Origin of the sequence: Ancylobacter vacuolatus (assembly GCF_030813595.1) — a bacterium.
In the GTDB taxonomy this organism is placed as follows: domain Bacteria; phylum Pseudomonadota; class Alphaproteobacteria; order Rhizobiales; family Xanthobacteraceae; genus Ancylobacter; species Ancylobacter vacuolatus.
In genome coordinates this window covers 133,195-157,641 of record NZ_JAUSUH010000001.1, presented here as the reverse complement: position 1 = coordinate 157,641, position 24,447 = coordinate 133,195, and the positions used below count along the sequence as shown (strand labels likewise).

24 protein-coding genes and 1 tRNA gene are annotated in these 24,447 nt (G+C 65.8%); all 25 read right to left on the bottom strand.

Annotated elements, in window-relative coordinates:
• Nucleotides 1–115 precede the first annotated feature (115 nt).
• Complete coding sequence (gene proS, locus J2S76_RS00765) at nt 116–1,438, bottom strand: proline--tRNA ligase (protein WP_307056600.1); 1,323 nt, start codon at nt 1,436–1,438, stop codon at nt 116–118.
• Between the two features lie 450 nt (nt 1,439–1,888).
• Complete coding sequence (locus J2S76_RS00760; protein ID WP_018391205.1) at nt 1,889–2,164, bottom strand: DUF1467 family protein; 276 nt, start codon at nt 2,162–2,164, stop codon at nt 1,889–1,891.
• Nucleotides 2,165–2,173: 9 nt separating this feature from the next.
• The gene (mce, locus tag J2S76_RS00755) at nt 2,174–2,578 is read right to left on the bottom strand and encodes a methylmalonyl-CoA epimerase (RefSeq protein WP_307056598.1); all 405 of its coding nucleotides are present in this window, start codon (nt 2,576–2,578) and stop codon (nt 2,174–2,176) included.
• Nucleotides 2,579–2,707: 129 nt separating this feature from the next.
• The gene (locus J2S76_RS00750) at nt 2,708–4,336 is read right to left on the bottom strand and encodes a ribonuclease J (protein WP_370874688.1); all 1,629 of its coding nucleotides are present in this window, start codon (nt 4,334–4,336) and stop codon (nt 2,708–2,710) included.
• Between the two features lie 71 nt (nt 4,337–4,407).
• Nucleotides 4,408–5,166 (bottom strand): biotin--[acetyl-CoA-carboxylase] ligase, encoded by a 759-nt coding sequence (locus tag J2S76_RS00745; RefSeq protein WP_307056594.1) that lies wholly within the window; start codon nt 5,164–5,166, stop codon nt 4,408–4,410.
• A gap of 2 nt (nt 5,167–5,168) precedes the next feature.
• Nucleotides 5,169–6,596 carry an NADH-quinone oxidoreductase subunit NuoN gene (gene nuoN / locus J2S76_RS00740; protein ID WP_307056592.1) on the bottom strand — a complete coding sequence of 476 codons (1,428 nt, stop codon included), beginning with the start codon at nt 6,594–6,596 and terminating at the stop codon, nt 5,169–5,171.
• A 31-nt stretch (nt 6,597–6,627) separates the two neighbouring features.
• Nucleotides 6,628–8,142, bottom strand: coding sequence for an NADH-quinone oxidoreductase subunit M (locus J2S76_RS00735; protein ID WP_018391210.1), 1,515 nt, complete (start codon nt 8,140–8,142; stop codon nt 6,628–6,630).
• Nucleotides 8,142–10,073, bottom strand: a complete 1,932-nt coding sequence (gene nuoL, locus J2S76_RS00730) for an NADH-quinone oxidoreductase subunit L (RefSeq protein ID WP_307056589.1) — start codon at nt 10,071–10,073, stop codon at nt 8,142–8,144. The genes J2S76_RS00735 and nuoL overlap by 1 nt, the downstream gene beginning before the upstream one ends.
• 10 nt (nt 10,074–10,083) lie before the next feature.
• Nucleotides 10,084–10,392 (bottom strand): NADH-quinone oxidoreductase subunit NuoK, encoded by a 309-nt coding sequence (gene nuoK / locus J2S76_RS00725; RefSeq protein ID WP_018391212.1) that lies wholly within the window; start codon nt 10,390–10,392, stop codon nt 10,084–10,086.
• Nucleotides 10,393–10,395: 3 nt separating this feature from the next.
• Entirely contained in the window at nt 10,396–11,001 is a 606-nt protein-coding gene (locus tag J2S76_RS00720; protein ID WP_307056587.1) for an NADH-quinone oxidoreductase subunit J, read from the bottom strand.
• Between the two features lie 109 nt (nt 11,002–11,110).
• The gene (gene nuoI / locus J2S76_RS00715) at nt 11,111–11,599 is read right to left on the bottom strand and encodes an NADH-quinone oxidoreductase subunit NuoI (protein ID WP_018963955.1); all 489 of its coding nucleotides are present in this window, start codon (nt 11,597–11,599) and stop codon (nt 11,111–11,113) included.
• A gap of 10 nt (nt 11,600–11,609) precedes the next feature.
• Nucleotides 11,610–11,873: a hypothetical protein gene (locus J2S76_RS00710; RefSeq protein ID WP_307056585.1), complete on the bottom strand. Its 264-nt coding sequence runs from the start codon at nt 11,871–11,873 to the stop codon at nt 11,610–11,612.
• 1 nt (nt 11,874) lies between these two features.
• Nucleotides 11,875–12,909, bottom strand: coding sequence for an NADH-quinone oxidoreductase subunit NuoH (gene nuoH / locus J2S76_RS00705; protein WP_126280592.1), 1,035 nt, complete (start codon nt 12,907–12,909; stop codon nt 11,875–11,877).
• 13 nt (nt 12,910–12,922) lie between these two features.
• Nucleotides 12,923–15,001 (bottom strand): NADH-quinone oxidoreductase subunit NuoG, encoded by a 2,079-nt coding sequence (nuoG, locus tag J2S76_RS00700; protein ID WP_307056582.1) that lies wholly within the window; start codon nt 14,999–15,001, stop codon nt 12,923–12,925.
• Entirely contained in the window at nt 15,001–15,306 is a 306-nt protein-coding gene (locus J2S76_RS00695; RefSeq protein WP_307056580.1) for a pentapeptide repeat-containing protein, read from the bottom strand. The genes nuoG and J2S76_RS00695 overlap by 1 nt, the downstream gene beginning before the upstream one ends.
• Before the next feature lie 5 nt (nt 15,307–15,311).
• Nucleotides 15,312–16,613 carry an NADH-quinone oxidoreductase subunit NuoF gene (gene nuoF / locus J2S76_RS00690; RefSeq protein ID WP_307056578.1) on the bottom strand — a complete coding sequence of 434 codons (1,302 nt, stop codon included), beginning with the start codon at nt 16,611–16,613 and terminating at the stop codon, nt 15,312–15,314.
• Between the two features lie 10 nt (nt 16,614–16,623).
• Nucleotides 16,624–17,502 (bottom strand): NADH-quinone oxidoreductase subunit NuoE, encoded by an 879-nt coding sequence (gene nuoE / locus J2S76_RS00685; RefSeq protein ID WP_307056576.1) that lies wholly within the window; start codon nt 17,500–17,502, stop codon nt 16,624–16,626.
• A 36-nt stretch (nt 17,503–17,538) separates the two neighbouring features.
• Nucleotides 17,539–18,738: an NADH-quinone oxidoreductase subunit D gene (locus tag J2S76_RS00680; protein ID WP_018391220.1), complete on the bottom strand. Its 1,200-nt coding sequence runs from the start codon at nt 18,736–18,738 to the stop codon at nt 17,539–17,541.
• 15 nt (nt 18,739–18,753) lie between these two features.
• Complete coding sequence (locus J2S76_RS00675; protein ID WP_307056573.1) at nt 18,754–19,368, bottom strand: NADH-quinone oxidoreductase subunit C; 615 nt, start codon at nt 19,366–19,368, stop codon at nt 18,754–18,756.
• 14 nt (nt 19,369–19,382) lie between these two features.
• Nucleotides 19,383–19,961: a NuoB/complex I 20 kDa subunit family protein gene (locus tag J2S76_RS00670; RefSeq protein ID WP_131835652.1), complete on the bottom strand. Its 579-nt coding sequence runs from the start codon at nt 19,959–19,961 to the stop codon at nt 19,383–19,385.
• Nucleotides 19,952–20,317, bottom strand: coding sequence for an NADH-quinone oxidoreductase subunit A (locus J2S76_RS00665; RefSeq protein ID WP_018391223.1), 366 nt, complete (start codon nt 20,315–20,317; stop codon nt 19,952–19,954). Before J2S76_RS00665 ends, J2S76_RS00670 begins: the two co-directional genes overlap by 10 nt.
• A 493-nt stretch (nt 20,318–20,810) precedes the next feature.
• Nucleotides 20,811–22,229: an alanine/glycine:cation symporter family protein gene (locus J2S76_RS00660; protein WP_307056570.1), complete on the bottom strand. Its 1,419-nt coding sequence runs from the start codon at nt 22,227–22,229 to the stop codon at nt 20,811–20,813.
• Between the two features lie 415 nt (nt 22,230–22,644).
• Entirely contained in the window at nt 22,645–22,917 is a 273-nt protein-coding gene (locus J2S76_RS00655; protein ID WP_307056568.1) for a hypothetical protein, read from the bottom strand.
• A gap of 202 nt (nt 22,918–23,119) precedes the next feature.
• Nucleotides 23,120–23,196: transfer RNA gene (locus J2S76_RS00650), tRNA-Asp, on the bottom strand.
• A 112-nt stretch (nt 23,197–23,308) separates the two neighbouring features.
• Nucleotides 23,309–24,421, bottom strand: a complete 1,113-nt coding sequence (locus J2S76_RS00645; protein ID WP_307056566.1) for an AI-2E family transporter — start codon at nt 24,419–24,421, stop codon at nt 23,309–23,311.
• Nucleotides 24,422–24,447 lie beyond the last annotated feature (26 nt).

The window sequence follows — 24,447 nt, the reverse complement described above, 5'->3', positions numbered from 1 at the left end:
GGCCTGCGCCGTCGCGGACTGTGCCTTTGCTGCCTTTACCCGACGCGCTGCGCTCTTGGCTGCCATGCCTGCTCCGCCCCTCGCCCGGCCCTGATTGGCCGCGCGCGTCCTGAGATCAACCGATGATCCGCTCCAGCGCCGCCGCGATGGTCAGCGTCTCGCGCGTGCCATCCGCCCGCCGCTTGAGTTCCACCGTGCCGGCCGCCAGCCCCTTGGGGCCGACGATGATCTGCCAGGGAAGGCCGATCAGGTCGGCGGTAGCGAATTTCGAGCCGGGCCGCTCGGCCGTGTCGTCGTACAGCACGTCGACATTGCGCGCGGTCAGCTCGGCATAGATCGCCTCGCAGGCCTCGTCGGTCGCCGCATCGCCGACCTTGAGGTTCAAGAGGCCAACACGGAACGGCGCGATCGCTTCCGGCCAGATGATGCCGTTTTCGTCATGCGAGGCCTCGATGATGGCCGCGACCAGACGCGAGGGACCGATGCCGTAAGAGCCCATGTGAACGGGCGTCTCCACGCCATCGGGGCCCGTCACCTTGGCGCCCATCGGCTCGGAATATTTGGTGCCGAAATAGAAGATGTGACCCACCTCGATGCCGCGCGCCGACACCTGCTGCTCGTCGGGAATCGCCGCGAACGCCGCTTCGTCATGCTTCTCTTCCGTGGCCGCATAAAGGCTGGTCCAGCGGTTCACGATGTCTTGCAGCGCGGCCGGGTCCTGGAAGTCCACGCCCTCTTCCGGCGTGTCCATGCCGAGATAGTCGGAATGGCAGAACACCTGGCTCTCGCCGGTCGAGGCGAGGATGATGAATTCATGGCTGTGATTGCCGCCGATCGGGCCGGTATCGGCCACCATCGGAATCGCCTTCAACCCCAGCCGGGCGAAGGTGCGCAGATACGCCACGAACATGCGGTTATAGGCGACGACCGCGTTCTCGAAATCGAGGTCGATCGAATAGGCGTCCTTCATCAGGAATTCGCGCGAACGCATGACGCCGAAGCGCGGGCGCACCTCGTCGCGGAACTTCCACTGGATGTGGTAGAGGTTCAGCGGCAAATCCTTGTAGGACTTCACATAGGCGCGGACGATCTCGGTGAGCATCTCCTCATTGGTCGGGCCGAACAGCATGTCGCGCTCGTGCCGGTCCTTGATGCGGAGCATCTCCTTGCCATAGTCGTCATAGCGCCCGCTCTCGCGCCAGAGATCGGCCGACTGGATGGTCGGCATCATGATCTCGATGGCGCCGGAACGGTTCTGCTCCTCGCGGATGACGTTGCAGATCTTGTCCAGCACGCGCTTGCCCAGCGGCAGCCACGCATAGATGCCGGCGCCCTCCTGGCGCACCATGCCGGCGCGCAGCATGAGGCGGTGCGAGACGATTTCCGCTTCCTTCGGGACTTCGCGGAGGATGGGAAGGAAGTAGCGGGACAGGCGCATCAGCGGAAACTCACGATTCGGCCGGGATCGGCAGCGCGGCGGCGATGGCGGAGTGAAACCGGATCGTCCAACAAAAGACAAGCCCTAGAGCATGCCCCGCGCACCGGAGCGGCGCAGACTGCCTGTGTTTAGGGCGATTGCGGGGTGACGCGCCCATTTCTGTTGCAATGCACCATGGCTCTATTGCGACGCAAGGATGACAAGGCCGTATTTTCTGCTTTATGGTGCCGGCCTCTAGAAAGAGGTCCGCTGAACGCTTCCAAAGCGAGCAGATCGGTCCAGGTCTCGGGAGGAATGACGGCTAAGAAAGCCCCCTGGCAGACGTCGAAACGGCGCAGAATCAGGTGCGGGCGGCCAGACAAGGAAGGCGGGACCTAGGTCCCGCCTCTTTTTTTGCCTCGATTTCCATAAAATTGGGCCGCAGGCGCGGTGACACCGCCGCGGAGCGGGCTATTTCAGCCCATCGACATGGAACGGCATGGGGAACATGTCGAGGCGCAGCCGCTCGGTTTCCACCAGCCAGGCGAAAAGCAGCACGATGAATGCCGCCACCACCGTGGTCACCAGCGCCTTGCGCAGAAGCAGCGGCCGCTGCGGGGCGCCCGGCTCCGTGCCGTCGGTGACGGTGCCGTCCTCATGCTGGGAGCGCACGCCGAAGGGCAGCACGGCGAAGATCACCACCCACCAGACAATGAAATAGATCGCGATATAGGTACCGACGCCCATGGTGCTTCCTCACGCCTGTTCCAGCTCGACCAGCGTGCCGAGAAAATCCTTCGGGTGCAGGAAAAGCACCGGCTTTCCATGCGCGCCGAGGCGCGGCTCGCCCGAGCCCAGCACCCGCGCCCCCGCCGCCAGCAGCCGGTCACGGGCGGCGAGGATGTCGTCGACCTCGTAGCACAGATGATGGATGCCGCCTTCGGGATTGCGTTCAAGGAACTTCGCGATCGGCGAGTTCTCGCCCAGCGCCCCGAGCAGTTCGATCTTGGTGTTCGGCAAGGTGACGAACACGGTGTTCACGCCATGCTCAGCCTGCGGTGTGACGCCGGACACCTCGCCGCCCAGCGTGTCGCGATAGGTCGCGATCGCCGCCTCCAGGTCCGGCACGGCGATGGCGACATGGTTCAGACGGCCGATCATGCAAGTCCCCTCCCCGTTCAGCCCGCCCCGGGAGAGAGATCCCGAGGCGTCAAGCTGCGGTACTAAGGGAGTACGCACGCCGCGCGTCAGTCTCTCACTGGCCGCGCATGCGCGCTCCCGGCCGGGTCTTCATACCGTGATGACAAGCACATGGCAGAGCGGCTTCTTGCCCCAGGCGGCGTTGATCTGGCCACGCACCGCCCGCGTGACCGATTCCGCAACGGCGTCCGGATCGCGCCGGCGGCCCTTGGGCAGGCCGTCAAGGCAGTTCAGCACCGCGTCCTCCACCACCTCGTCGAGCGGGGTGCCGCCCAGGCCGAGGCGCGGCAGGCCGGACAGGTCGATCATCGGGTCGCCCACCACGTCGCCCTTGGACGACATGGCGATGGCCACCGAGACCAGCCCGCTGAAGGACAGCCGCCGGCGCTCGGCAATCGCCGGGTCGTCGGCACCGACCAGCACCTGGCCGTCCTTGTAGAGCTTGCCGGAATGGATCTCCTCGATCACCTCGGCGCCGAGCGAGGGATCGGCGCTGATCAGGCGCACCACATCGCCATCGACCAGGCGGATCACCTCGCGCACGCCCATGCGGCGGGCCAACTCGGCATGCTCGTGCAGGTGCAGCGGCTCGCCATGCACCGGCACCGCGACCTGCGGGCGCAGCCATTGGTACATCTGCTCCATCTCGCCGCGACGCGGATGGCCGGAGACGTGCACGAGCCCGTCGCGGTCGGTGATGACCTTCACCCCCTGCAGGATCAGCGCATTGATGATGCGGTTCACCGGCCGCTCATTGCCGGGGATGGTGCGCGAGGAGAAGATCACGTGATCGCCCGGCGACAGCGCGATCTCGGGATGGTCGTCATCGGCGATGCGTGCCAGCGCCGCGCGCGGCTCGCCCTGGCTGCCGGTGAGGATGGCCACCACCTTGTCCCGCGGCAGGAAGCCATAGGCGTCGGCGGACCGGAAGGGCGGCAGGCCGTCAAGCATGTGCTGCTCGCGCGCCACCCCGATCACCCGCTCCATGGCCCGCCCGACCAGCACGACCTCGCGGCCGTTCTTCATCGCCGCCTCGGCGATGGAGCGGATGCGCGCCACATTGGAGGCGAAGGTCGTCACCGCCACCCGGTTCGGCGCGGCACCGATCATCTCGGTGAGCACCTTCTGCACATCGACTTCCGACGGCGAAATACCGTCACGAATGGCATTGGTGGAATCGCAGATGACCGCCCGCACGCCCTCATCGCCCAGCGCGGAGAAGCGCACGGGATCAGTGACGTTGCCGACCACCGGGGTCGGGTCGATCTTCCAGTCGCCCGTATGCACGACCATGCCCAGCGGCGTGCGGATGGCGAGGGCGTGGCTGTCGGGAATCGAATGCGCCACCGGTACGAACTCGACATCGAACGGGCCGATGTTGGTGCGCCCGCCGGTGGGGACGATGTGGAAGGGGATCTTCGGCGCCCCCGGCTCGCCCAGGCGCCGCGCCTCGGCCAGCGCGTGGGTGAAGGGCGTGGTGTAGACCGTACAGCCCAGGCGCGGCCACAGGTCGACCAGCGCCCCGATATGGTCCTCGTGCCCGTGCGTGATGACAAGACCGACGAGGTTGCCCGCCTCCGCCTCGCGTTCGAGGAAGGCGATATCGGGCATGATCAGATCGATGCCGGGCACTTCCGGCGGAGCGAAGGAGATGCCGAGATCGACCGCGAGCCATTTGCGCCGGTTGCGTGGCCCCAGACCATACAGCCCGAGATTCATACCGATCTCGCCGACCCCTCCAAGGGGAGCGAAGACCAGTTCTTCCGGCCACTTGCTCACATTCCTGCCTTTCACACTGGCGCGGCGGACGTGGGAAACACGTCGCCGGCGCTGATCGTCTCGCGCACGCCGTCGGTACGGCGCAGCACCATGGCACCCGAGAAGTCGAGTGCCTCGAATACTCCCTCGACCTCGCGGCTGCCAAGCCTCGCGGTCACGGCCTTGCCAAGGCCGGTCGCCCGGCGCAGCCAAGCGTCGCGGATACGGGCAAATCCCGCGCCGCGCTCCCATTCGGCAAGCCACTCGCCCATCGCCGCGTCAAGCGCGGCGAGCAGGGCGGGCGGGTCGGTCGGATAGCCTGATGCGGCCAGATCCGTCGTCGGATAGGGCGTGTCGGACGGATGGTGCGCGCAATTGACCCCGAAGCCAATCACCGTCGCCGCCCGGCCACCCGGCGGCACGGCCCCCTCAAGCAGGATGCCGGCGAGCTTCGCACCGTCGATCATCACGTCGTTCGGCCATTTCAGGCCGATGCGCAAGGGGTCGATGCCGGTAACGGCGCGCACGGCATCATAAAGTGCCAGAGCGGCGACGAAGCACAGCTCCGGCTGGCGCGCCACCGGGCCGGCATCCACCAGCAGCAGCGAGGCATAGAGATTGCCGGGTTCCGAGGCCCAGGGCCGGCCGCGCCGGCCGCGCCCGCCGGTCTGTCGCACGGCGACGAACCAGCACGGAGCCAGGCCGCCGCCCGCCCGGGCGAGCGCGGCCTCATTGGTCGAACCGACCGTATCGAAACGGACGACCGGCGTGGCGACCGGCGTGGGCGCCATTCTCAGAAGAGCGCCCGGGCCGCCACAGCCGCCGCCGTGATCAGCGGCGCCGGGTAGAGGAAGAACAGCAGGGTGAAGGTGCCGGACACGGCAAGCACCACCCGCGGCTCCGAGCGCATCGGCTCGAAGGGCGCCGCCGGCTCGTCGAAATACATGATCTTGACGATGCGCAGATAGTAGAACGCGCCGACCACGCTCGTGAGCACGCCGATGACGGCGAGCGCATACAGCCCGGACTCGATGGCGGCAAGGAACACGTAGTACTTGGCCAGGAACCCGGCCAGCGGCGGAATGCCGGCCAGCGAGAACATCAGCACCGCTAGCATGAATGCCTTCACCGGGCTGGTGTGGGCGAGGCCGGCCAGATCGTCATAGGTCTCGACCATGCCGTCCTTGCGCCGCATCGACAGGATGCAGGCGAAGGTGCCGAGCGTCATCGCCATATAGATGGCCATGTAGACCAGCACGCCCTGGACGCCCTGCTCGGTGCCGGCGGCGAGGCCGACCAGCGCGAATCCCATATGGCCGATCGAGGAATAGGCCATCAGGCGCTTGAAATTGCGCTGGCCGATGGCGCCAAACGAGCCCAGCGCCATTGAGGCGATGGAGACGAAGACGATGATCTGCTGCCACTGGTGGGTAACGTTGGGCAGCGCCTCCATGGCGAAGCGCACGAACACCGCCATCGCCGCCACTTTCGGCGCCGAGGCGAAGAACGCCGTCACCGGCGCCGGGGCGCCTTCATAGACATCCGGCGTCCACATGTGGAACGGCACGGCCGACACCTTGAAGCACAGGCCGGCGAACATGAAGACGATGCCGAAGATCAGCCCCAGCGAGGGCTCGCGGGCGGCCTCTGCAATCTGGGCGAAATTCACCGAGCCGGTGAAGCCGTAGATCAGCGAGGCGCCGTAGAGCAGCATGCCGGAGGACAGCGCGCCGAGCACGAAATACTTCAGGCCGGCCTCGGTGGAGCGCACGGAATCGCGGTTATTGGCCGCGATCACATAGAGCGCCAGGCTCATCAGTTCGAGGCCCATATAGAGCGCGATCAGGTCGCCGGCCGAGATCAGCATCATCATGCCAAGCGTGGAGAGCAGCACCAGGATCGGGTATTCGAAGCGATCCTGCTTCTCCGCCTTCAGCCAGTCCACCGACATCGCCAGCGTGCCGCCCGCGCCGAGCAGCGCCAGCACCTTCATGAAGCGGCCGAAGGCGTCGACATGGAACGCGCCGTTGAACAGCGTGGCGTCGGTCGGGCCCAGCAGGACCAGCACCAGCGCCGCGAACAGGGCGGCCAGCGCCAGCCCGTTCACCGTATCGGTCGACTTCGGGCCGACGAAGGCGCCGAACATCAGCAGCGCCAGGGCGGAGAAGGCCAGCAGCAGTTCGGGCAGCGCGGGGCCGAGCGCGGCGAGGGTGAGGGTCATTGAACGGGCTCCGCGATGGTCATGTGTCGGATCAAGGCAGCACCAGCGCGGCGGCCTTGATGGCGCCGGCCGCAACATCAGCGCGCGCGACGATCGCGTTCACCGCGACATTGCAGGCGTCGAGGATCGGCTGCGGCCAGACGCCGAACAGGATGGTGAGGAACAGCAGCGGAACGAGCGTGGCCAGTTCGCGCGGGTTCACGTCCCGGATGTTCTTCAGGCTTTCCTTCTCCAGCGCGCCGAATACGACCCGGCGGTAGAGCCAGAGCGCATAGGCGGCGGAAAGGATGACGCCTGTTGTGGCGAGGAAGGCCACCCAGGTATTGCGCCCGAAGGCGGCCAGCAGGGTCAGGAACTCGCCGATGAAGCCCGACGTGCCCGGCAGGCCGACATTGGCCATGGTGAACACCATGAACAGCGTGGCGTAGACCGGCATGCGGAAGACGAGGCCGCCATAGGCCGCGATCTCGCGGGTGTGCATGCGGTCATAGAGCACGCCCACACACAGGAACAGCGCGCCCGACACGAAGCCGTGGCTGACCATCTGGAACACCGCCCCCTGGATGCCTTCCTGGGTCAGGGTGAAGATGCCCATCGTCACATAGCCCATATGGGCGATGGAGGAATAGGCGATCAGCTTCTTCATGTCCTCCTGCCGCAGCGCGACCAGAGAGGTGTAGATTATCGCGATCACCGAGAGGGTGAAGACGAAGGGCGCGAAATAGGCCGAGGCGTCGGGGAACATGGGCAGCGAGAAGCGCAGCAGGCCGTAGCCGCCCATCTTCAGCATGATCGCCGCCAGGATCACCGAACCCGCCGTCGGCGCCTCGACATGCGCGTCGGGCAGCCAGGTATGCACCGGCCACATCGGCATCTTCACCGCGAAGGAGGCGAAGAAGGCGATCCAGAGCCAGTACTGCATGCCCTCCGGGAAATCATGCTTCAGCAGCACGGCGATGTCGGTGGTGCCCGCCTGCCAGTAAATGGCCATGATGGCGAGCATCATCAGCACCGAGCCGGCCAGCGTGTAGAGGAAGAACTTGAACGCGGCGTAGACCTTACGCCCATGCCCCCAGATGCCGATGATGAGGAACATCGGGATCAGGCCGCCTTCGAAGAAGAAGTAGAACAGCAGCAGGTCGAGGACGGAGAAGGTGCCGATCATCAGTGTTTCGAGCACCAGGAAGCAGATCATGTACTCCTTCACGCGGTGCTGGATCGCGTCCCAGCTCGCGAGAATGCACATCGGCATCAAGAGCGTGGTCAGCAGCACGAAGGGCAGCGAAATGCCGTCGACGCCCATCCGGTAGGCAGCGACATCGCCGAGCCAGGCCTGGTACTCGACGAACTGGAAGTCCGGATTCGACGGGTCGAAGCCGAACAGCAGCAGCAGCGAGATGACGAAGGTGACAAGGGTCGCCCACAGCGCCACCCAGCGGGCGTTGCGCTTGGCCACCTCGTCGTCGCCGCGGATCATCAGCACGATCAGCAGCGCGCCGACCAGCGGCAGGAAGGTGACGACGGAGAGAATGGGCCAGTCGTACATCAGTGCGCGCCCCCGAACATGAACCAGGTGATGAAGGCTGCGACACCCACCAGCATCACGAACGCATAGTGGTAGAGATAGCCGGTCTGCAGGCGTACGACGCGGTTGGTCACGTCGATGACGCGGGCTGAGACGCCGTTCGGGCCGTAGCCGTCAATGACCCGCACGTCGCCCTGCTTCCACAGGAAGTTGCCGAGCCACAGGGTCGGCCGGACGAACAGGAAGTCATAGAGCTCGTCGAAATACCACTTGTTGAGCAAGAAGCGGTACAGCACGTCGTTCTGCTTCGCGAGCGCCTTGGGAACAGCGGTGTTGGCGATGTACATCCAGTAGGCGAAGGCAAAGCCGATCGCCATCATCACCGTCGGGGCCCATTTCGCCCAGAAGGGGATGTGGTGCATCTCTTCGAGGATCTTGTTGTCCGAGGCCATGAAGATCGACTCCCGGAAGAAGTGATCCACATCGTGCCCGACGAAATAGGGGTAGAGGATCATGCCGGCGAAGAGCGCGCCGAATGAAAGCACGCCCAGCGGGATCAGCATGGTCAGCGGCGATTCATGCGCATGGTCGAAGGTGTGGTGGTCCGCGCGCGTCTTGCCGTGGAAGGTCATGAACATCTGCCGCCAGGTGTAGAAGGCGGTGAGCGCCGCCGCCGCCACCGTCATCACCCAGGCATAGGTGGCGAAGGGGCTGTGGCTGACAAAGGCGGTCTCGATGATCGCGTCCTTGGAGAAATAGCCTGACGTGAAGGGGAAGCCCGTCAGCGCCAGGCCGCCGATCAGCATGGTGGCGTAGGTGAACGGAATCTTCCGCCACAGGCCGCCCATGTGGCGCATGTCCTGCTCATGGTGCATCGCGGTGATGACCGAGCCGGCCGCCAGGAACAGCAGCGCCTTGAAGAAGCCGTGCGTCAGCAGGTGGAACACGCCCACCGAATAGGCGCCGGTGCCCAGCGCGGTGAACATGTAGCCGAGCTGCGAGCAGGTGGAATAGGCGATCACCCGCTTGATGTCGTTCTGCACGCAGCCGATCGTCGCCGCGAAGAAGGCGGTGGAGGCGCCGACGAACAGCACGACGTTGAGCGCGATCGGGGACAGTTCGAACAGCGGCGACATGCGCGCCACCATGAACACGCCGGCCGTCACCATGGTCGCGGCGTGAATGAGGGCGGAGACCGGGGTCGGGCCTTCCATCGCGTCCGGCAGCCAGGTGTGCAGGCCGAGCTGCGCCGACTTGCCCATGGCGCCAATGAACAGCAGCAGGCAGATCACCGTCGGCGCGTGCCACTCATGGCCGAGGAACAGGATGTTCTTGTCCATCAGCGAGGGAGCGGCGGCGAAGACCTGCTCGAAGGCGACCGAGCCGGTCATCAGGTAGATGGCGAAGATGCCGAGCGCGAAGCCGAAATCCCCGACGCGGTTGACGATGAAGGCCTTCATAGCCGCCGCGCAGGCCGACGGCTTGTCGTACCAGAAGCCGATCAGCAGATAGGACGCCAGGCCCACCCCCTCCCAGCCGAAGAACAGCTGCACGAGGTTGTCGCTGGTCACCAGCATCAGCATGGCGAAGGTGAACAGCGAGAGATAGGCGAAGAAGCGCGGCCGGCTCGGGTCCTCGTGCATGTACCCCATGGAGTACAGGTGCACGAGTGAGGACACCGTGGTCACGAGGATCAGCATGACAGCGGTGAGCGTGTCGACGCGGATCGCCCAGGTGACGTCGAGCTTGCCCGACGCCATCCAGGTGAACAGCTCGACAGTGCCATCATGGCCGCCAAAGGCGGTCTGGAAGAACACGATCCACGCGAAGAAGGCGGAGATGACGAGCAGCCCGGTCGTGACCAGCTCCGAGGCGCGTGCGCCGATCAGCCGGCCGAACAGGCCGGCGATGAGGAAGCCGACGAGGGGGAGAAATACGATCGCCTGGTACATGAATGCCCGCTCAGCCCTTCATGGTGTTGATGTCCTCGACGGCGATCGACCCGCGATTGCGGTAGAACACCACGAGGATGGCGAGACCGATGGCGGCCTCGGCGGCGGCGACCGTCAGGACGAACAGGGCAAAGACCTGTCCGACGATGTTGCCGAGGAAAATCGAGAAGGCGACGAGGTTGATGTTCACCGCCAGCAGGATGAGCTCCACCGACATCAGGATGACGATGACGTTCTTCCGGTTGAGGAAGATGCCGAGCGTGCCGAGCGTGAACAGGATCGCCGCGACGGTCAGATAGTGCGGAAGGCCGATCGCCATGGCTCAGAGCCCCTTGCCGGAAGGCACCTTGACGACGTCGATCGCCATCGCCTTGGTGCGCGCATTCTGGACCGGGATGCTCTGGCGCTTGACGTTCTCCTTGTGGCGGAGCGTCAGCACGATGGCACCGATCATGGCGACCAGCAGGATGAAGCCCGCCGCCTGGAAGAAATAGACATAGTCCGTGTACAGCACCCGGCCGATCGCCACGGCGTTCGACACCTCGGGCGCGGCCGAGGTGACAGCGCCGGTGACACCCGCGCCGAAGGTCCAGGAGCCGACCACCAGCACCAGCTCGGCGAGGAAGACCATCCCCACCAGCACGCCGACCGGCAGATATTGCAGGAAGCCCTGGCGCAGCTCGACGAAATCGACGTCGAGCATCATCACCACGAACAGGAACAGCACCGCCACCGCGCCGACATAGACCACGATGAGCAGCATCGCGATGTACTCGGCGCCGATCAGGATGAACAGGCCCGACGCGTTGACGAAGGTCAGGATCAGGAACAGCACCGAATGGACCGGGTTCCGCGACGAGATGACCATGAAGGCCGAGGCCACGGCGACCCCGGCGAAGAGATAGAAGAACAGCGCGGCGAGGCTCATGCCCGGCACCCCCCAGTCAAACCGGCGCCCGCCATCCCGGCGGTCGCGGCGCGAAGGGCCTTGGCGGCCCGTATCGTTTCGGTCTTCACGTTCCCAGCCCCCTGCGCGCTCAACGGTACGGCGCGTCCAGCGCCATGTTGCGCGCGATCTCGCGCTCCCAGCGGTCGCCATTCGCGAGCAGCTTGGCCTTGTCGTAGTACAGTTCTTCGCGCGTCTCGGTGGCGAATTCGAAATTCGGCCCCTCGACGATGGCATCGACCGGGCAGGCTTCCTGGCAGAAGCCGCAATAGATGCACTTCACCATGTCGATGTCGTAACGGGTGGTGCGGCGGGTGCCGTCATTGCGGCGCGGGCCGGCCTCGATGGTGATGGCCTGCGCCGGGCAGATCGCCTCGCACAGCTTGCAGGCGATGCAGCGCTCTTCCCCGTTGGGATAGCGGCGCAGCGCATGCTCGCCCCGAAAGCGCGGCGACACCGGGTTCTTCTCGAAGGGATAGTTGATCGTCGCCTTCGGCTTGAAGAAATAGCGCATCGCCAGGAAGAACGCCGAGACGAACTCGGTGAGCAGCAGCTGGCGTGCGGCCAGATCCAATCTCATGTCGCTCTCCTCAATCGGCCATGGCCGCGGCAAGGCCGAAGCCCACCAGCGGCATCGAAACGGCAAAGACACGGATCACGGTCTTCCACCACGAAATCACTCCCGCCAGCTGGTCAGGATTCAGCTTGCGGGCCTCCTTGGAACCACGGATCGACGTTTCGACGACCCCCGGCAGAATGAACCATTCGAGTGCGCCGAAAATCGCACCCGCAGCCGCCCCCGCCCAACCGACGGCGGACGCTTCCATCAGGGCCTGGAGCGTGCCCTCATCCATCTCATCCCCCCGCCGCCGACAGGCCGCTGAAGTGGAGCACGGAGGCCACGATCACCACCATCGCCAGCGAGATCGGCAGGAACACCTTCCAGCCGAGGCGCATGAGCTGGTCGTAGCGGTAGCGCGGAACCATCGCCTTCACCATGGCGAACATGAAGAACACCAGCAGCACCTTGAGCAGGAACCAGATGATGCCCGGCACCCAGGTGAACGGCGCCACCGGCACCGGCGGCAGCCAGCCGCCCATGAACAGGATGGTGGTCAGCGCGCACATGGTCATGATCGCCACATACTCGCCGAGCATGAACATCATGTACGGGGTGGAGCCGTACTCCACCATGAAGCCGGCGACCAGCTCCGATTCCGCTTCGCCCAGATCGAAGGGTGGGCGGTTGGTCTCGGCCAGCGCCGAGATGAAGAAGATCACGAACATCGGGAACAGCGGCAGCCAGTACCAGCCGAGAATGCCCCATTGCGTGTTCTGCGCCTCGACGATGGCGGTCAGGTTCAGCGAGCCGGCGCAGAGCAGCACGGTGACGATGACGAAGCCGATCGAAACCTCGTAGGACACCATCTGCGCTGCCGCGCGCAGCGCCGACAGGAAGGGGTACTTCGAGTTCGACGCCCAGCCGGCCATGATGGTGCCGTACACGCCGAGCGAAGAAATGGCGAAGATGTAGAGCACGCCGACATTGATGTCGGCCACCACCCAGCCAGCGTCGATCGGCACCACCGCCCAAGCGGCCAGCGCCAGCAGGCAGGTGACGAAGGGCGCCAGCAGAAACACGCCCTTATTGGCGCCGTCCGGGATCACCGGCTCTTTCAGCACGAATTTGAGCAGGTCGGCGAAGGACTGGAACAGGCCGAACGGCCCGACCACGTTGGGGCCGCGCCGCAGCTGCACCGCCGCCCAGATCTTGCGGTCGGCCAGCAGCACATAGGCGACGATGATCAGCAGGCCAACCAGCAGCGCGAGGCTCTGGGCGACGATGATGAGCACCTGTATCAGCGTGTCGAACCAGCTTGTTTCGGTCATGTGCTCCCTCCCCTCACTCGGCCGCCGCCGCGTGGCGGCTGGACGCGAGCGCGGAGCATTCAGCCATCACGGCGGAGGCGCGTGCGATCGGATTGGTGAGATAGAAATCGGTAACGACGCCGCGGAACGGCCCGCTCGCCGGCGAGCCACCGGACGCGGCCAGCGCGGCCACGGCCGCCGGGTCCGCCGGCGCCACATGATCGAGCCGGGCCAGATGCGGGTGCGCCGCATAGAGCGCCGCGCGCAGCTGCGCCAGGCTGTCGAAGGGCAGGCGATGGCCGACGACATCGGACAGCGCGCGCAGCACCGCCCAGTCCTCGCGCGCCTCGCCAGGCGGGAAGGCGGCGCGGTTGGCGATCTGCGCCCGCCCTTCCGTGTTCACATAGGTGCCCGACTTCTCGGTATAGGCGGCGCCCGGCAGGATCACGTCGGCGCGATGAGCACCGCGATCGCCATGGGTGCCGAGATAGACCACGAAGGCGCCAGGGGCGATGTCGATCTCGTCGGCGCCGAGCGCGAACAGCACGTCGGCTCCGCCGGCATTGGTCATCGCCACCGCGTCAAGCCCGCCCTCGCCCGGCACCGCGCCGATATCGAGCGAGCCGACGCGGGAAGCGGCCGTGTGCAGCACGGAGAAGCCGTTCCAGCCTTCCACCACGGCACCGACGGCGTCCGCCACGCGGGCCGCCAGCGCCAGAACCGCCGCGCCGTCGGGACGGGCGAGAGCGCCCTGCCCGATCAGGATCAGCGGCCGCTTGGCGCCCTTCAGCGTTTCGGCGAAGCTGCCACTGGCGAGCAGGTCGGCCAGCGTGTCGGAACCGGCGCCGAGATAGTCATAGGGGTAGGTCAGGTCGACCGCCTCGCCGATCAGGCCGATCGGGAAGCCTCCCTGCAGCCAGCGCTTGCGGATGCGGGCATTGAGCACGCTCGCTTCAAGGCGCGGGTTGGAGCCGATGATCAGCAGCGCATCCGCCTGCTCGATGCCGGCAATGGTGGCGTTGAACAGATAGCTGGCGCGACCGAGCGCGGGGTCGAGCTTCGCCCCGTCCTGCCGGCAATCGATGTTGGCCGAGCCGAGCGCGCTGAGCAGCGCCTTCAGCGCGAACGCCTCTTCCACCGAGGCGAGGTCGCCGATGAGCCCGCCAATGCGGGTGCCGGGCACGCCCTTCACCTTCTCGGCGATGGCGGCGAAGGCCTGCGGCCAGCTCGCCTGCTGCAGCTTGCCGCCGACGCGCACATAGGGGCGGTCGAGGCGCTGGGTCTTCAGACCGTCCCAGATGTAGCGGGTCTTGTCGGAGATCCACTCCTCGTTCACGTCTTCATTGAGGCGCGGCAGGACGCGCATGACCTCGCGGCCGCGCGTGTCGACGCGGATATTGGAACCGACCGCATCCATCACGTCGATGGATTCGGTCTTCGACAGCTCCCAGGGGCGGGCGTGATAGGCATAGGGACGCTGGGTCAGCGCGCCGACCGGGCAGAGATCGGCGACATTGCCCTGCAGCTCGGAGGAGAGCGCCGCCTCAAGATAGGTGGTGATCTCCATATCCTCGCCGCGCCCGATGGCGCCGAGCTCGGCCACGCCCGCCACCTCGGTGGTGAATCGCACGCAGCGGGTGCACTGGATGCACCGCGTCATCGAGGTCTTGATCAGCGGGCCGATATACTTGTCTTCGACCGCGCGCTTGTTCTCGGCATAGCGGGACGTGTCCACGCCATAGGCCATGGCCTGATCCTGAAGGTCGCATTCGCCGCCCTGGTCGCAGATCGGGCAGTCGAGCGGGTGGTTGATGAGCAGGAACTCCATCACCCCTTCGCGCGCCTTCTTCACCATCGGGCTCTTGGTGAGCACGACAGGCGGCTCGCCATTCGGGCCGGGGCGCAGGTCGCGCACATTCATCGCGCAGCTGGCGGTGGGCTTGGGGGGACCGCCCTTCACCTCGACGAGGCACATGCGGCAATTGCCGGCGATGGACAGCCGCTCATGGAAGCAGAAGCGCGGGATTTCCGCGCCCGCCGCCTCGCAGGCCTGGAGCAGCGTGAACTCCGGCGGAACATCCAGCTCGATGTCGTCGACGATGATCTTGGCCATCAGTTCGCCCCGTTCGCTGCGCGATACGCCGCCAGCATGTCCGTCACGAGAACCCCATCGATCCGCATGCCGTCGAGCCGACAATCTGCAATCGAAACGCCGACCAGGTCGGCATGCGTAATGCGTGCGCCGGACACGTTCGCGCACTCCAACATGAGCCCCGAAAAATTGACGTTCTTCACCGACCAGCCCGACATGTTCACGTCATCGAAGCGCGAGCCCGAAAGATTGACGTCGACAAACACCGACCCGGAGAGATTGACATCGTTCGCATCAATCAGTTCGACAGTTTTGCGAAGCTCCATCGCCATCACTCCGCCGCCACCGGCACCGGGTCGGAATGCGGGTTCGCCGAATACTGGTCGATCCGCCTTTCGATCTCCGGACGGAAATGCCGGATCAGGCCCTGCACCGGCCACGCCGCCGCGTCGCCGAGCGCACAGATGGTGTGGCCCTCGACCTGGGTCGTGACCTGCAGCAGCAGGTCGATCTCGCGCTTCTGGGCCCGGCCCTCGACCATGCGGTCGAGCACGCGCCACATCCAGCCCGTGCCCTCGCGGCAGGGCGTGCACTGGCCGCAGCTCTCATGCCGGAAGAAATAGGAGATGCGGGCGATGGCCTTAACCACGTCGGTGGACTTGTCCATGACCAGCACGCCAGCCGTGCCGAAGCTCGACTTCACCGCCCGGCAGCCGTCAAAATCCATGATCAGGTCGGCGCACTGGTCGGCCGGGATGATCGGGCAGGAGGCGCCGCCGGGGATGATGGCAAGCAGGTTGTCCCAGCCGCCGCGCACGCCGCCGCCATGCTTGTCGATCAGTTCCTTGAACGGGATGCTCATCGCCTCTTCGACGATGCAGGGCGTGTTCACATGGCCGGAGATGCCGAACAGCTTGGTGCCGACATTGTTCGCGCGTCCGATGGAGGAGAACCACGCCGCCCCGCGCCGCAGGATGGTGGGGGCGACGGCGATGGATTCGACGTTGTTCACCGTCGTCGGGCAGCCATAGAGGCCGACATTGGCCGGGAAAGGCGGCTTCAGCCGGGGCTGGCCCTTCTTGCCCTCCAGGCTTTCCAGCAGCGCGGTTTCCTCGCCGCAGATATAGGCGCCGGCGCCATGGTGGACATAGATGTCCATGTCCCAGCCATGCACGTTGTTCTTGCCGATCAGCCGGGCCTCATAGGCCTGGTCGACCGCCGCCTGGAGGTGCTCGCGCTCCTGGATGAACTCGCCGCGCACATAGATGTAGGCCGTGTGCGCGCCCATGGCGAAGCCGGCGATCAGGCAGCCCTCGACCAGATGGTGCGGGTCGTGGCGCAGGATCTCGCGATCCTTACAGGTGCCAGGCTCGGATTCGTCGGCATTGACGACGAGGTAGTGCGGGCGCCCATCGTTGTTCTTGGGCATGAACGACCATTTGAGGCCGGTCGGGAAGCCGGCGCCACCGCGCCCGCGCAGGCCCGAGGCCTTCATATGCTCGATGATGAAATCCCGGCCGGCATCGAGGAACAGCTTGGTGCCGTCCCACGAGCCGCGCTTCAGCGCGCCCTGCAGCCCCCAGTCATGGTGGCCGTAGATATTGGTGAAGATGCGATCCTTGTCGGCAAGCATGGTTCGCTCCTCATTCCGCCTTAGGGTCCGTCGCCTTGCCGGGCGGCGGGGCGACGGGCTTCTTCGGCTTCTCCTTGTCGGCCTCGCCAGCCGCCACAACCGCCTTGGCGGCGGGGGCAGTGGCGGGAGCCGGGTCGCTCTTGGGCGGGGGCGGCGGCGCGGCGGCCGCAGCGGCCGGCGGCGGCGCATCGGGAGCCGCTTCGCCCTTGGCCTTGGCGGCGAGCGCCTCGCGGGCGAGCGCCAGCCCGGCGCCCTGCCCGACCATCGAGCCGTCGAACAGTTCCGGTGCCGTCAGCACCCGCAGCCCGGTGACGGGCGCGGAGGTGTGGCGGCCGTTCTGCGGACCGGGAGCGGGGTGTTCGCCGCGCTCGAACGCGTCGAGGATCTTCTCCAGATCCGCCGGCGTCAGGTCCTCATAGACGTCCTTCCACACCTGGATCATCGGCGCGTTCACGCAGGTGCCAGCGCATTCCACCTCTTCCCACGACAGATCGCCGCTGGCGGAAAGGTGGAACGGCTCCTCATGGATCCGGCTCTTGCACACCTTGATCAGATCGCCCGCCCCGCGCAGCATGCAGGGCGTGGTGCCGCACACCTGGATATGGGCGCGCTTGCCGACCGGCTGGAGCTGGAACTGGGTGTAGAAGGTGGCGACCTCGTAGACGCGGATCGGCGCCATGCCGAGCATCTCGCCGACATAGCGCATCGCCGGTTCCGAGACCCAGCCGCCCGCCTGCTCCTGCGCGCGCATGAGCAGCGGAATCACCGCGCTGGCCTGCCGGCCGGGCGGAAACTTCGCGATGGTCTTCTCGGCCCAAGCGAGATTCTCCACCGTGAACGCGAAGCTCTCGGGCTGAACCTCTTTTGGAGCAAGCCTACGGACAGACATGCCGTACCCTTCCGATCGAACCGCGTCCCCGAGGGATCAGCGGTCCACTTCACCGAACACGATATCCAGCGATCCGAGGATCGCCGAAATGTCCGCGAGCATGTAGCCGCGGCACAGGAAATCCATCGCCTGAAGATGCGCGAAGCCGGGTGCGCGGATCTTGCAGCGATAGGGCTTGTTGGTGCCGTCGGCGACGAGATAGACGCCGAACTCACCCTTGGGGGCCTCCACGGCGGCGTAGACCTCGCCGGCGGGAACGTGGAAGCCTTCCGTGTAGAGCTTGAAATGATGGATAAGCGCTTCCATCGAGCGCTTCATCTCGCCGCGCTTGGGCGGCACGATCTTGTTGTCGACCGCAGAGACCGGGCCCGCTTCCTTCAGCAGCCGCTCGCAGCACTGGCGCATGATCTGCGCCGACTGCCGCATCTCTTCCATGCGGATGCAGTAGCGGTCGTAATTGTCGCAGTTCTTGCCGATCGGAATGTCGAATTCCAGCTCGTCATAGCACTCATAGGGCTGCGACTTGCGCAGGTCCCACGCCGCGCCCGAGCCGCGCACCATCACTCCCGAGAAGCCCCACGCCCAGGCGTCTTCCAGGCTGACGATGCCGATATCGACATTGCGCTGCTTGAAGATGCGGTTGTCGGTGAGCAGGCCTTCCAGATCGTCCATGAAGCCGGGGAAGGTGTGCGTCCAGGCGAGAATGTCCTCGACCAGCGCGCGCGGCAGGTCCTGATGGACGCCGCCGGGCCGGAAATAGGCCGCGTGCATGCGCGAGCCGGAGGCTCGCTCATAGAACATCATCAGCTTTTCGCGTTCCTCGAAGCCCCACAGCGGCGGGGTGAGCGCGCCGACGTCGAGCGCCTGCGTGGTCACGTTCAGCATGTGGGAGAGGATGCGGCCGATCTCGGAATAGAGCACCCGGATCAGCTGGCCGCGCTTGGGCACGGTGATGTCGAGCATGCGCTCGATCGCCAGGCAGAAGGCGTGCTCCTGATTCATCGGCGCGACATAGTCGAGCCGGTCGAAATAGGGCACCGCCTGCAGATAGGTCTTGGCCTCGATCAGCTTCTCGGTGCCGCGATGCAGCAGGCCGATATGCGGGTCGACGCGCTCGACGATTTCGCCGTCGAGTTCCAGGATAAGGCGCAGCACGCCGTGCGCCGCCGGATGCTGCGGGCCGAAATTGATCTGGAAGTTGCGGACGTTGGGGTCGATCTTGCCGGGTGCGTTCATCGCTCGGACCTCACCTCAGCCCGCCTTCGGGGTGGTTGCCTTCTCGTCGCCGGGGAGCACGTAGTCCGGCCCCTCCCATGGCGAGAGAAAGTCGAAGCTGCGGAATTCCTGCGCCAGCTTCACCGGCTCGTAGACCACGCGCTTGCGTTCGTCGTCATAGCGAACCTCGACAAGGCCGGTGGTCGGGAAGTCCTTGCGCAGCGGATAGCCGTCAAAGCCGTAATCGGTGAGGATGCGGCGGAGTTCGGGATGTCCGGAGAACAGGATGCCGTACATGTCGAACGCCTCGCGCTCGAACCAGAAGGCGCCGGCGAACACGGAGGTGGCCGAGGCGACCGGTGTCGTCTCGTCGGTCTCGACCTTGATGCGGATGCGGGCGTTCAGCGTCGGCGACAGCAGGTGGTAGACCACGTCGAAGCGCTTCTCGCGCTGCGGCCAGTCGACGCCGCAAATGTCGATGAAGCTCACAAAGCGGCAGGACGGGTCGTCGCGCAGGAAGGTCAGCACCTTGATGACCTCGGCCGCCGACGCCACCAGCGTCAGCTCGCCATAGGACATAATCACTTCCTCGACCGCGTCGGGAAGCGATTCCTTCACATGCGCGCCCAGCTCTTTCAGCGTCTCGTCCATATCGCCTCGAACCCTCAGCGCTCGATCGTCCCGGTGCGGCGGATCTTCTTCTGCAGCAGCAGCACCCCGTACAGCAGGGCCTCTGCGGTCGGCGGGCAGCCGGGAATGTAGATGTCCACCGGCACGATGCGGTCACAGCCGCGCACGACCGAATAGGAATAATGGTAGTAGCCGCCGCCATTGGCGCAGGAGCCCATGGAGATGACGTAGCGCGGCTCCGGCATCTGGTCGTAGACCTTGCGCAGCGCCGGCGCCATCTTGTTGGTCAGCGTGCCGGCGACGATCATGACGTCGGACTGGCGCGGAGAGGCGCGCGGCGCGAAGCCGAACCGCTCCACATCGTAGCGCGGCATCGAGGTCTGCATCATCTCGACCGCGCAGCAGGCGAGGCCGAAGGTCATCCACATCAGCGAGCCGGTGCGGGCCCAGTTGATGAGGTCATCCGTCGCGGTAACGAGGAAGCCCTTGTCGGCGAGCTCGGCATTCACCTCGACGAAGAACGGGTCGGTGGCGCCGATCGGACGGCCGGTATTGGGGTCGATGATACCCTTGGCCGCCGGGGCGACGAGAGGGCTATGCGCGCTCAATCCCATTCGAGCGCTCCCTTCTTCCACTCGTAGACAAAACCGATGGTGAGTACGAACAGGAACACCATCATGGACCAGAAGCCGAAATTGCCGAGCTCCCCGAATGTGATCGCCCAGGGAAACAGGAAGGCGACTTCCAGATCGAAGATGATGAACAAGATGGCGACCAGATAGAACCGGACGTCGAACTTCATGCGCGCATCGTCGAACGCATTGAAGCCACATTCATAAGCCGACATCTTCTCCGGATCGGGCCGGCTGAAGGCGACAAGAAACGGCGCAACCAGAAGGGCGATGCCGATGAATGCCGACACGCCGATAAAGATCACGACGGGCAGATAATCCTGAAGCAGGCTGCTCATGGATGGGATCCTCCCGGGCCAGGATAGGTCATCTGTCGTGCAATCGCAGTTGCGAAATATTCAAAGCACGCGGCAGGCTTATCGCACCGCCCGAACCGAGGCAAGGGCATCCGCCGGCAATCGCGCAGGTCTGGTATACAGAATTCACACCTTGCGCAGGCCGCCACCCCGCGCCGGCGCATCCCCCCGAAAACGCCCGTAAAATCTGGCCAAACAACAGAATTTGCCGCTCAATCGGCGGGGTTACGTGAAGGGTATCGTGGATACGACGGGCCGGACGGCCCGGACGCCTTCGCGAGCTTGGTACACGCGGGCGCCGAGGCAGTGCCGGCGTCAGCGCGCCGGACCTGCGCCGGGCGCGTCACGCCGGGGTGGGAGACGACCGGCCGGCCTGTCTTCGCCGGCAGCGCTGGCGCAGGTGGGACAATTCGCCCACCGTGAGAATCGGGAGCGCCTGCCGTCGGCGGAAGCCACTGCGTCAGGCACCCTCGGCTCAGGGCCGGTTCCAGATGTCGGCGTCGATCTGGCCGGCGAGTTCGGGCATGGAGGAGGCGGTGAAGCGCGGCTTCTTGCCGGCCCGCCGCTGCTGCAGATAGTCGCGCGTCAGCCGCGACACGAGCCCTGAGAGCATCACGATGGCGATGAGGTTGACCGTCGCCATCAGCCCCATTGAGGCGTCGGCGGCGTTGAACACCGTCGCCACCGATTCGTGCGCCCCCCACACCACCATCACCATGACCGCCAGCCGCAGCACCGCCAGCCCGGCATGGCTGCCAATGCCGAGATAGACCAGCGCACCCTCGGCATAGGAGTAGTTGCCGATGATCGAGGTGAAGGCGAAGAAGAAGATCGCGATGGCGACAAAATAGGTGCCCGCCCAGCCGATATGGTGCGTCATCGCCGCCTGGGTCAATTGGGTGCCGGTAAGGCCGGAACCCGGCTCCAGCAGGCCGGACAGCAGGATCAGGAACGCGGTCGCGGTGCAGATGAGGATCGTGTCGATGAACACGCCCAGCGCCTGCACGAAGCCCTGGCTCACCGGATGATGCGGATCGGGCGTGGCGGCGGCGGCGATGTTCGGCGCCGAGCCCATGCCGGCCTCGTTGGAGAACAGCCCGCGCTTCACCCCGTTGAGCATGGCCGCCGCGACCGAGCCGGCAACGCCGCCGGCCGCCGGCGCGAAGCCGAAGGCGCTGGCGATGATCAGCGAGAACATCGAGGGCACTTCGCTGATGTTCATCGCCACGGCGAAGAGCGCCATGCCGAGATAGCCCGCCGCCATGAAGGGCACGACGATCTCGGCCACCCGGGCGATAGCGGCGATGCCGCCGAAGATGATGATGCCGGTGAGAACCGCGATGGCCAGCCCGGTCGCGAGCTTGGGCGCGCCAAAGGCGCCTTCCATCGCGTCCGCGATCGAATTGGCCTGCACCGCATTGAAGATGAGGCCGAAGGAAAGGATCAGGCACACCGAGAAGATCGACCCGGCCCACGGCGCCTTGAGTCCCTTGGCCATGTAGAAGGCGGGGCCGCCGCGATAATGGCCGTCCTCGTCCTTGATCTTGTAGAGCTGGGCCAGCGTGCTTTCCGCAAAGGCGGTGGCCATGCCGAGCGAGGCGACCACCCACATCCAGAAGATCGCCCCCGGCCCGCCCAGATAAAGCGCGACCGCCACGCCGGCGATGTTGCCGGTGCCGACACGCGAGGCGAGGCTGGTGCAGAGCGCCTGGAACGGCGTGATGCCGGCATGGTCGGTCTCGCTCGACCCCAGCACAGAACGGATCATCTCGGGAAAGTGGATGATCTGCAGGAATTTCAGCCGGACGGTGAAATAGATTCCCACCGCCAGCAGGCCGTAAATCAGCACGTATCCCCAGAAGATGGTGTTCAGGAAGTCGATGATCGTGTCCATGGCCGCCTCGTTGAATCACCATCAGATCTTGGAGAGCGATGCGATCCGGTTGAACCCTGCGGATCGGCACATACTCCATTACGTGGCTACCACGCTACACGAGCGGTCATGTCATTGTCACACCATCAATCGCCGCCCGATGCTGTGTTTTTTTGTCAAAGACGCGGCCCCGGCTCGCCACCCGGGGCTTCCCGCCGGCCGGGAGCGGGGCCTTCCCGCCAAAGAATGGGCTGCGGGAGACAGGACAGCGGGGAATCAGCGGGCGCCGGGAGCGCGCCCGATGCCCGGCCGGGTCGGGCTTGCCGATCAGCGGAACCTCGGGCCGCGCGCATGTGCGACTCGCGCAGGAGCGCCTGCGGTCAGGTGTCCCCTGCCCTAGCCGGGCGCATCGGACAGGGCGTCGGCGATGCCGGCGCTATTCCATGATCTGCGGCGTGCCGCAATTGGGCGGCGCGCAATCGGGCAGCTTGATCTCCGCCTCCTTGCCCTCCGGCGGCGGGCCGGGCAGCGGCACCAGCTCGCCGGTCTGCGGCTGCGGCGCATCGGGGCCGAGATTGTTGATGAAGGGGCTGGGGGAGGCTTGCCCCGGCGGCGGGGTCATTGCGTCCTGGGCGACCGCGGGCACCCCAGCGCCCGCCAACAGCAGCACGGAGGCCAGAAGGCTGGCCGACGGGAATGCTCTCTTCATGCGCCCTACCTCGCTCGCAACGCCTAGCGTCGAATCTATCAGCCGAACGCCGTGCGTAAAAGCCGGGGCGGCGTCGAAACACAGCTGCGCGCGTCAGGCTCCGCAAACGAAGGCGGGTTCAGCGACGGACTGACTTGCAAAAAAGGTGAAACGCGGGTGAGCCGGGAAAAATGTTCTCGTCCGGCAGGCCCATCGCAAGGGATGGCGGGAGTGACGGGGCTCGAACCCGCGACCTCCGGCGTGACAGGCCGGCGCTCTAACCAACTGAGCTACACCCCCCTGCGCGGGTCGGAAGCACCGGGCCCCGCAGCGAGTGGGCCGGGTGTTAAGGCACGCTCCCGCAGGTGTCAAGCGCAGCAGCGTCCGGCCGGTGAACAGCCTGTGAATAGTCTCACCCCGGCAGCTGCGGCCGGCTTTTCGTCAGAAGGCTGTCGCCAAGCGCCATGGCGGCAATGAGCAACGGAACCGACAGGAAGGTTCCCGCCGGCCCCCATAGCCAGGTCCACAGGGCCATGGACAGGAACACCGCAAACGGATTGAGCGACACCCGCCGCCCGATGATCAGCGGCGTCAGAAACTGCCCCTCGATGCTGGTGATGACCAGAAACGCCGCCGCCGGCAGCAGGCCCGGAAGCAGGCCGGGAAAGGAGACGATGCCGGCCATGGCCAGAATCAGGGTCGTGATCGCCGGGCCTACATAGGGCACGTAGTTGAGCACGCCCGCCAGCACGCCCCAGAGCAGGGGATTGGGCAGGCCGAGCGCCCAGGTCATCAGCACGGTGGCGAGGCCGAGGCCGATATTGATGAAGGTCGCCGTCATCAGATAAGCGCCCAGCCTTTCCTCGATCTCGCGAAAAACCCGCAGCGCCGCCAGCCGCGTCTTGCGCGGCGTCATCACCTGCACAACCCGGCGCTTGATCTGCACCCGGCCGGCGAGAAAAAACAGCAGCGAGCCGAGAAAGAGGATGAGCTGGCCGATTACCGGCGTCACCAGCGCCACCACGCTGCCCAGCATCTGCGAATCGGCCACCTCCACCACCATGGGCGGCTCGGCCACCCGGCCGATCGACTGGATCGATTCGAATACCGAGGCGAAGGTCTGCATCGCCGGCTTCAGCGAGGCGAATCGCTCGCGCAGCGTGTCGCCGATCTCCGGCGCCCGCGCCGTCCAGTCGGCGAGCGGCGCGGCCATCGCCGCCGCGAGACCATAGATAAGCGCGGCAACGCCGACGACCATGAGCAGTGAGCCGAGCCAGGTCGGCACGCCCCGGCGCGACAGACCCTCGATCGCCGGGCCGATCACGCTGCCGATGATGACGGCGGCAACGATGGGAACCAGCACCGGGCGCGCGGCGACCAGGGCCGCCCCGACCACCACCACGGCGATCGCGACCATGGCGACCTGTGAGAGCCGTCGCCACAGCCACTCACTGCGCTTCTCAATGACCGTCGATCCTGCGGAGACCCCTGTGCCGCTGGCCATGCCGCGCCCCATATCCATCATTCTGCCCTCTGGTCGCGGCCATCCGC

Excerpts from the sequence above, each read along its gene's own strand:
- proS (WP_307056600.1), bottom strand. The coding sequence starts at position 1,438 with ATGCGCCTGTCCCGCTACTTCCTTCCCATCCTCCGCGAAGTCCCGAAG.
- J2S76_RS00760 (WP_018391205.1), bottom strand. The coding sequence starts at position 2,164 with ATGGGCGTCGGTACCTATATCGCGATCTATTTCATTGTCTGGTGGGTG.
- mce (WP_307056598.1), bottom strand. The coding sequence starts at position 2,578 with ATGATCGGCCGTCTGAACCATGTCGCCATCGCCGTGCCGGACCTGGAG.
- J2S76_RS00750 (WP_370874688.1), bottom strand. The coding sequence starts at position 4,336 with ATGAATCTCGGGCTGTATGGTCTGGGGCCACGCAACCGGCGCAAATGG.
- J2S76_RS00745 (WP_307056594.1), bottom strand. The coding sequence starts at position 5,166 with ATGGCGCCCACGCCGGTCGCCACGCCGGTCGTCCGTTTCGATACGGTC.
- nuoN (WP_307056592.1), bottom strand. The coding sequence starts at position 6,596 with ATGACCCTCACCCTCGCCGCGCTCGGCCCCGCGCTGCCCGAACTGCTG.
- J2S76_RS00735 (WP_018391210.1), bottom strand. The coding sequence starts at position 8,142 with ATGTACGACTGGCCCATTCTCTCCGTCGTCACCTTCCTGCCGCTGGTC.
- nuoL (WP_307056589.1), bottom strand. The coding sequence starts at position 10,073 with ATGTACCAGGCGATCGTATTTCTCCCCCTCGTCGGCTTCCTCATCGCC.
- nuoK (WP_018391212.1), bottom strand. The coding sequence starts at position 10,392 with ATGGCGATCGGCCTTCCGCACTATCTGACCGTCGCGGCGATCCTGTTC.
- J2S76_RS00720 (WP_307056587.1), bottom strand. The coding sequence starts at position 11,001 with ATGAGCCTCGCCGCGCTGTTCTTCTATCTCTTCGCCGGGGTCGCCGTG.
- nuoI (WP_018963955.1), bottom strand. The coding sequence starts at position 11,599 with ATGAGATTGGATCTGGCCGCACGCCAGCTGCTGCTCACCGAGTTCGTC.
- J2S76_RS00710 (WP_307056585.1), bottom strand. The coding sequence starts at position 11,873 with ATGGATGAGGGCACGCTCCAGGCCCTGATGGAAGCGTCCGCCGTCGGT.
- nuoH (WP_126280592.1), bottom strand. The coding sequence starts at position 12,909 with ATGACCGAAACAAGCTGGTTCGACACGCTGATACAGGTGCTCATCATC.
- nuoG (WP_307056582.1), bottom strand. The coding sequence starts at position 15,001 with ATGGCCAAGATCATCGTCGACGACATCGAGCTGGATGTTCCGCCGGAG.
- J2S76_RS00695 (WP_307056580.1), bottom strand. The coding sequence starts at position 15,306 with ATGGAGCTTCGCAAAACTGTCGAACTGATTGATGCGAACGATGTCAAT.
- nuoF (WP_307056578.1), bottom strand. The coding sequence starts at position 16,613 with ATGCTTGCCGACAAGGATCGCATCTTCACCAATATCTACGGCCACCAT.
- nuoE (WP_307056576.1), bottom strand. The coding sequence starts at position 17,502 with ATGTCTGTCCGTAGGCTTGCTCCAAAAGAGGTTCAGCCCGAGAGCTTC.
- J2S76_RS00680 (WP_018391220.1), bottom strand. The coding sequence starts at position 18,738 with ATGAACGCACCCGGCAAGATCGACCCCAACGTCCGCAACTTCCAGATC.
- J2S76_RS00675 (WP_307056573.1), bottom strand. The coding sequence starts at position 19,368 with ATGGACGAGACGCTGAAAGAGCTGGGCGCGCATGTGAAGGAATCGCTT.
- J2S76_RS00670 (WP_131835652.1), bottom strand. The coding sequence starts at position 19,961 with ATGGGATTGAGCGCGCATAGCCCTCTCGTCGCCCCGGCGGCCAAGGGT.
- J2S76_RS00665 (WP_018391223.1), bottom strand. The coding sequence starts at position 20,317 with ATGAGCAGCCTGCTTCAGGATTATCTGCCCGTCGTGATCTTTATCGGC.
- J2S76_RS00660 (WP_307056570.1), bottom strand. The coding sequence starts at position 22,229 with ATGGACACGATCATCGACTTCCTGAACACCATCTTCTGGGGATACGTG.
- J2S76_RS00655 (WP_307056568.1), bottom strand. The coding sequence starts at position 22,917 with ATGAAGAGAGCATTCCCGTCGGCCAGCCTTCTGGCCTCCGTGCTGCTG.
- J2S76_RS00645 (WP_307056566.1), bottom strand. The coding sequence starts at position 24,421 with ATGATGGATATGGGGCGCGGCATGGCCAGCGGCACAGGGGTCTCCGCA.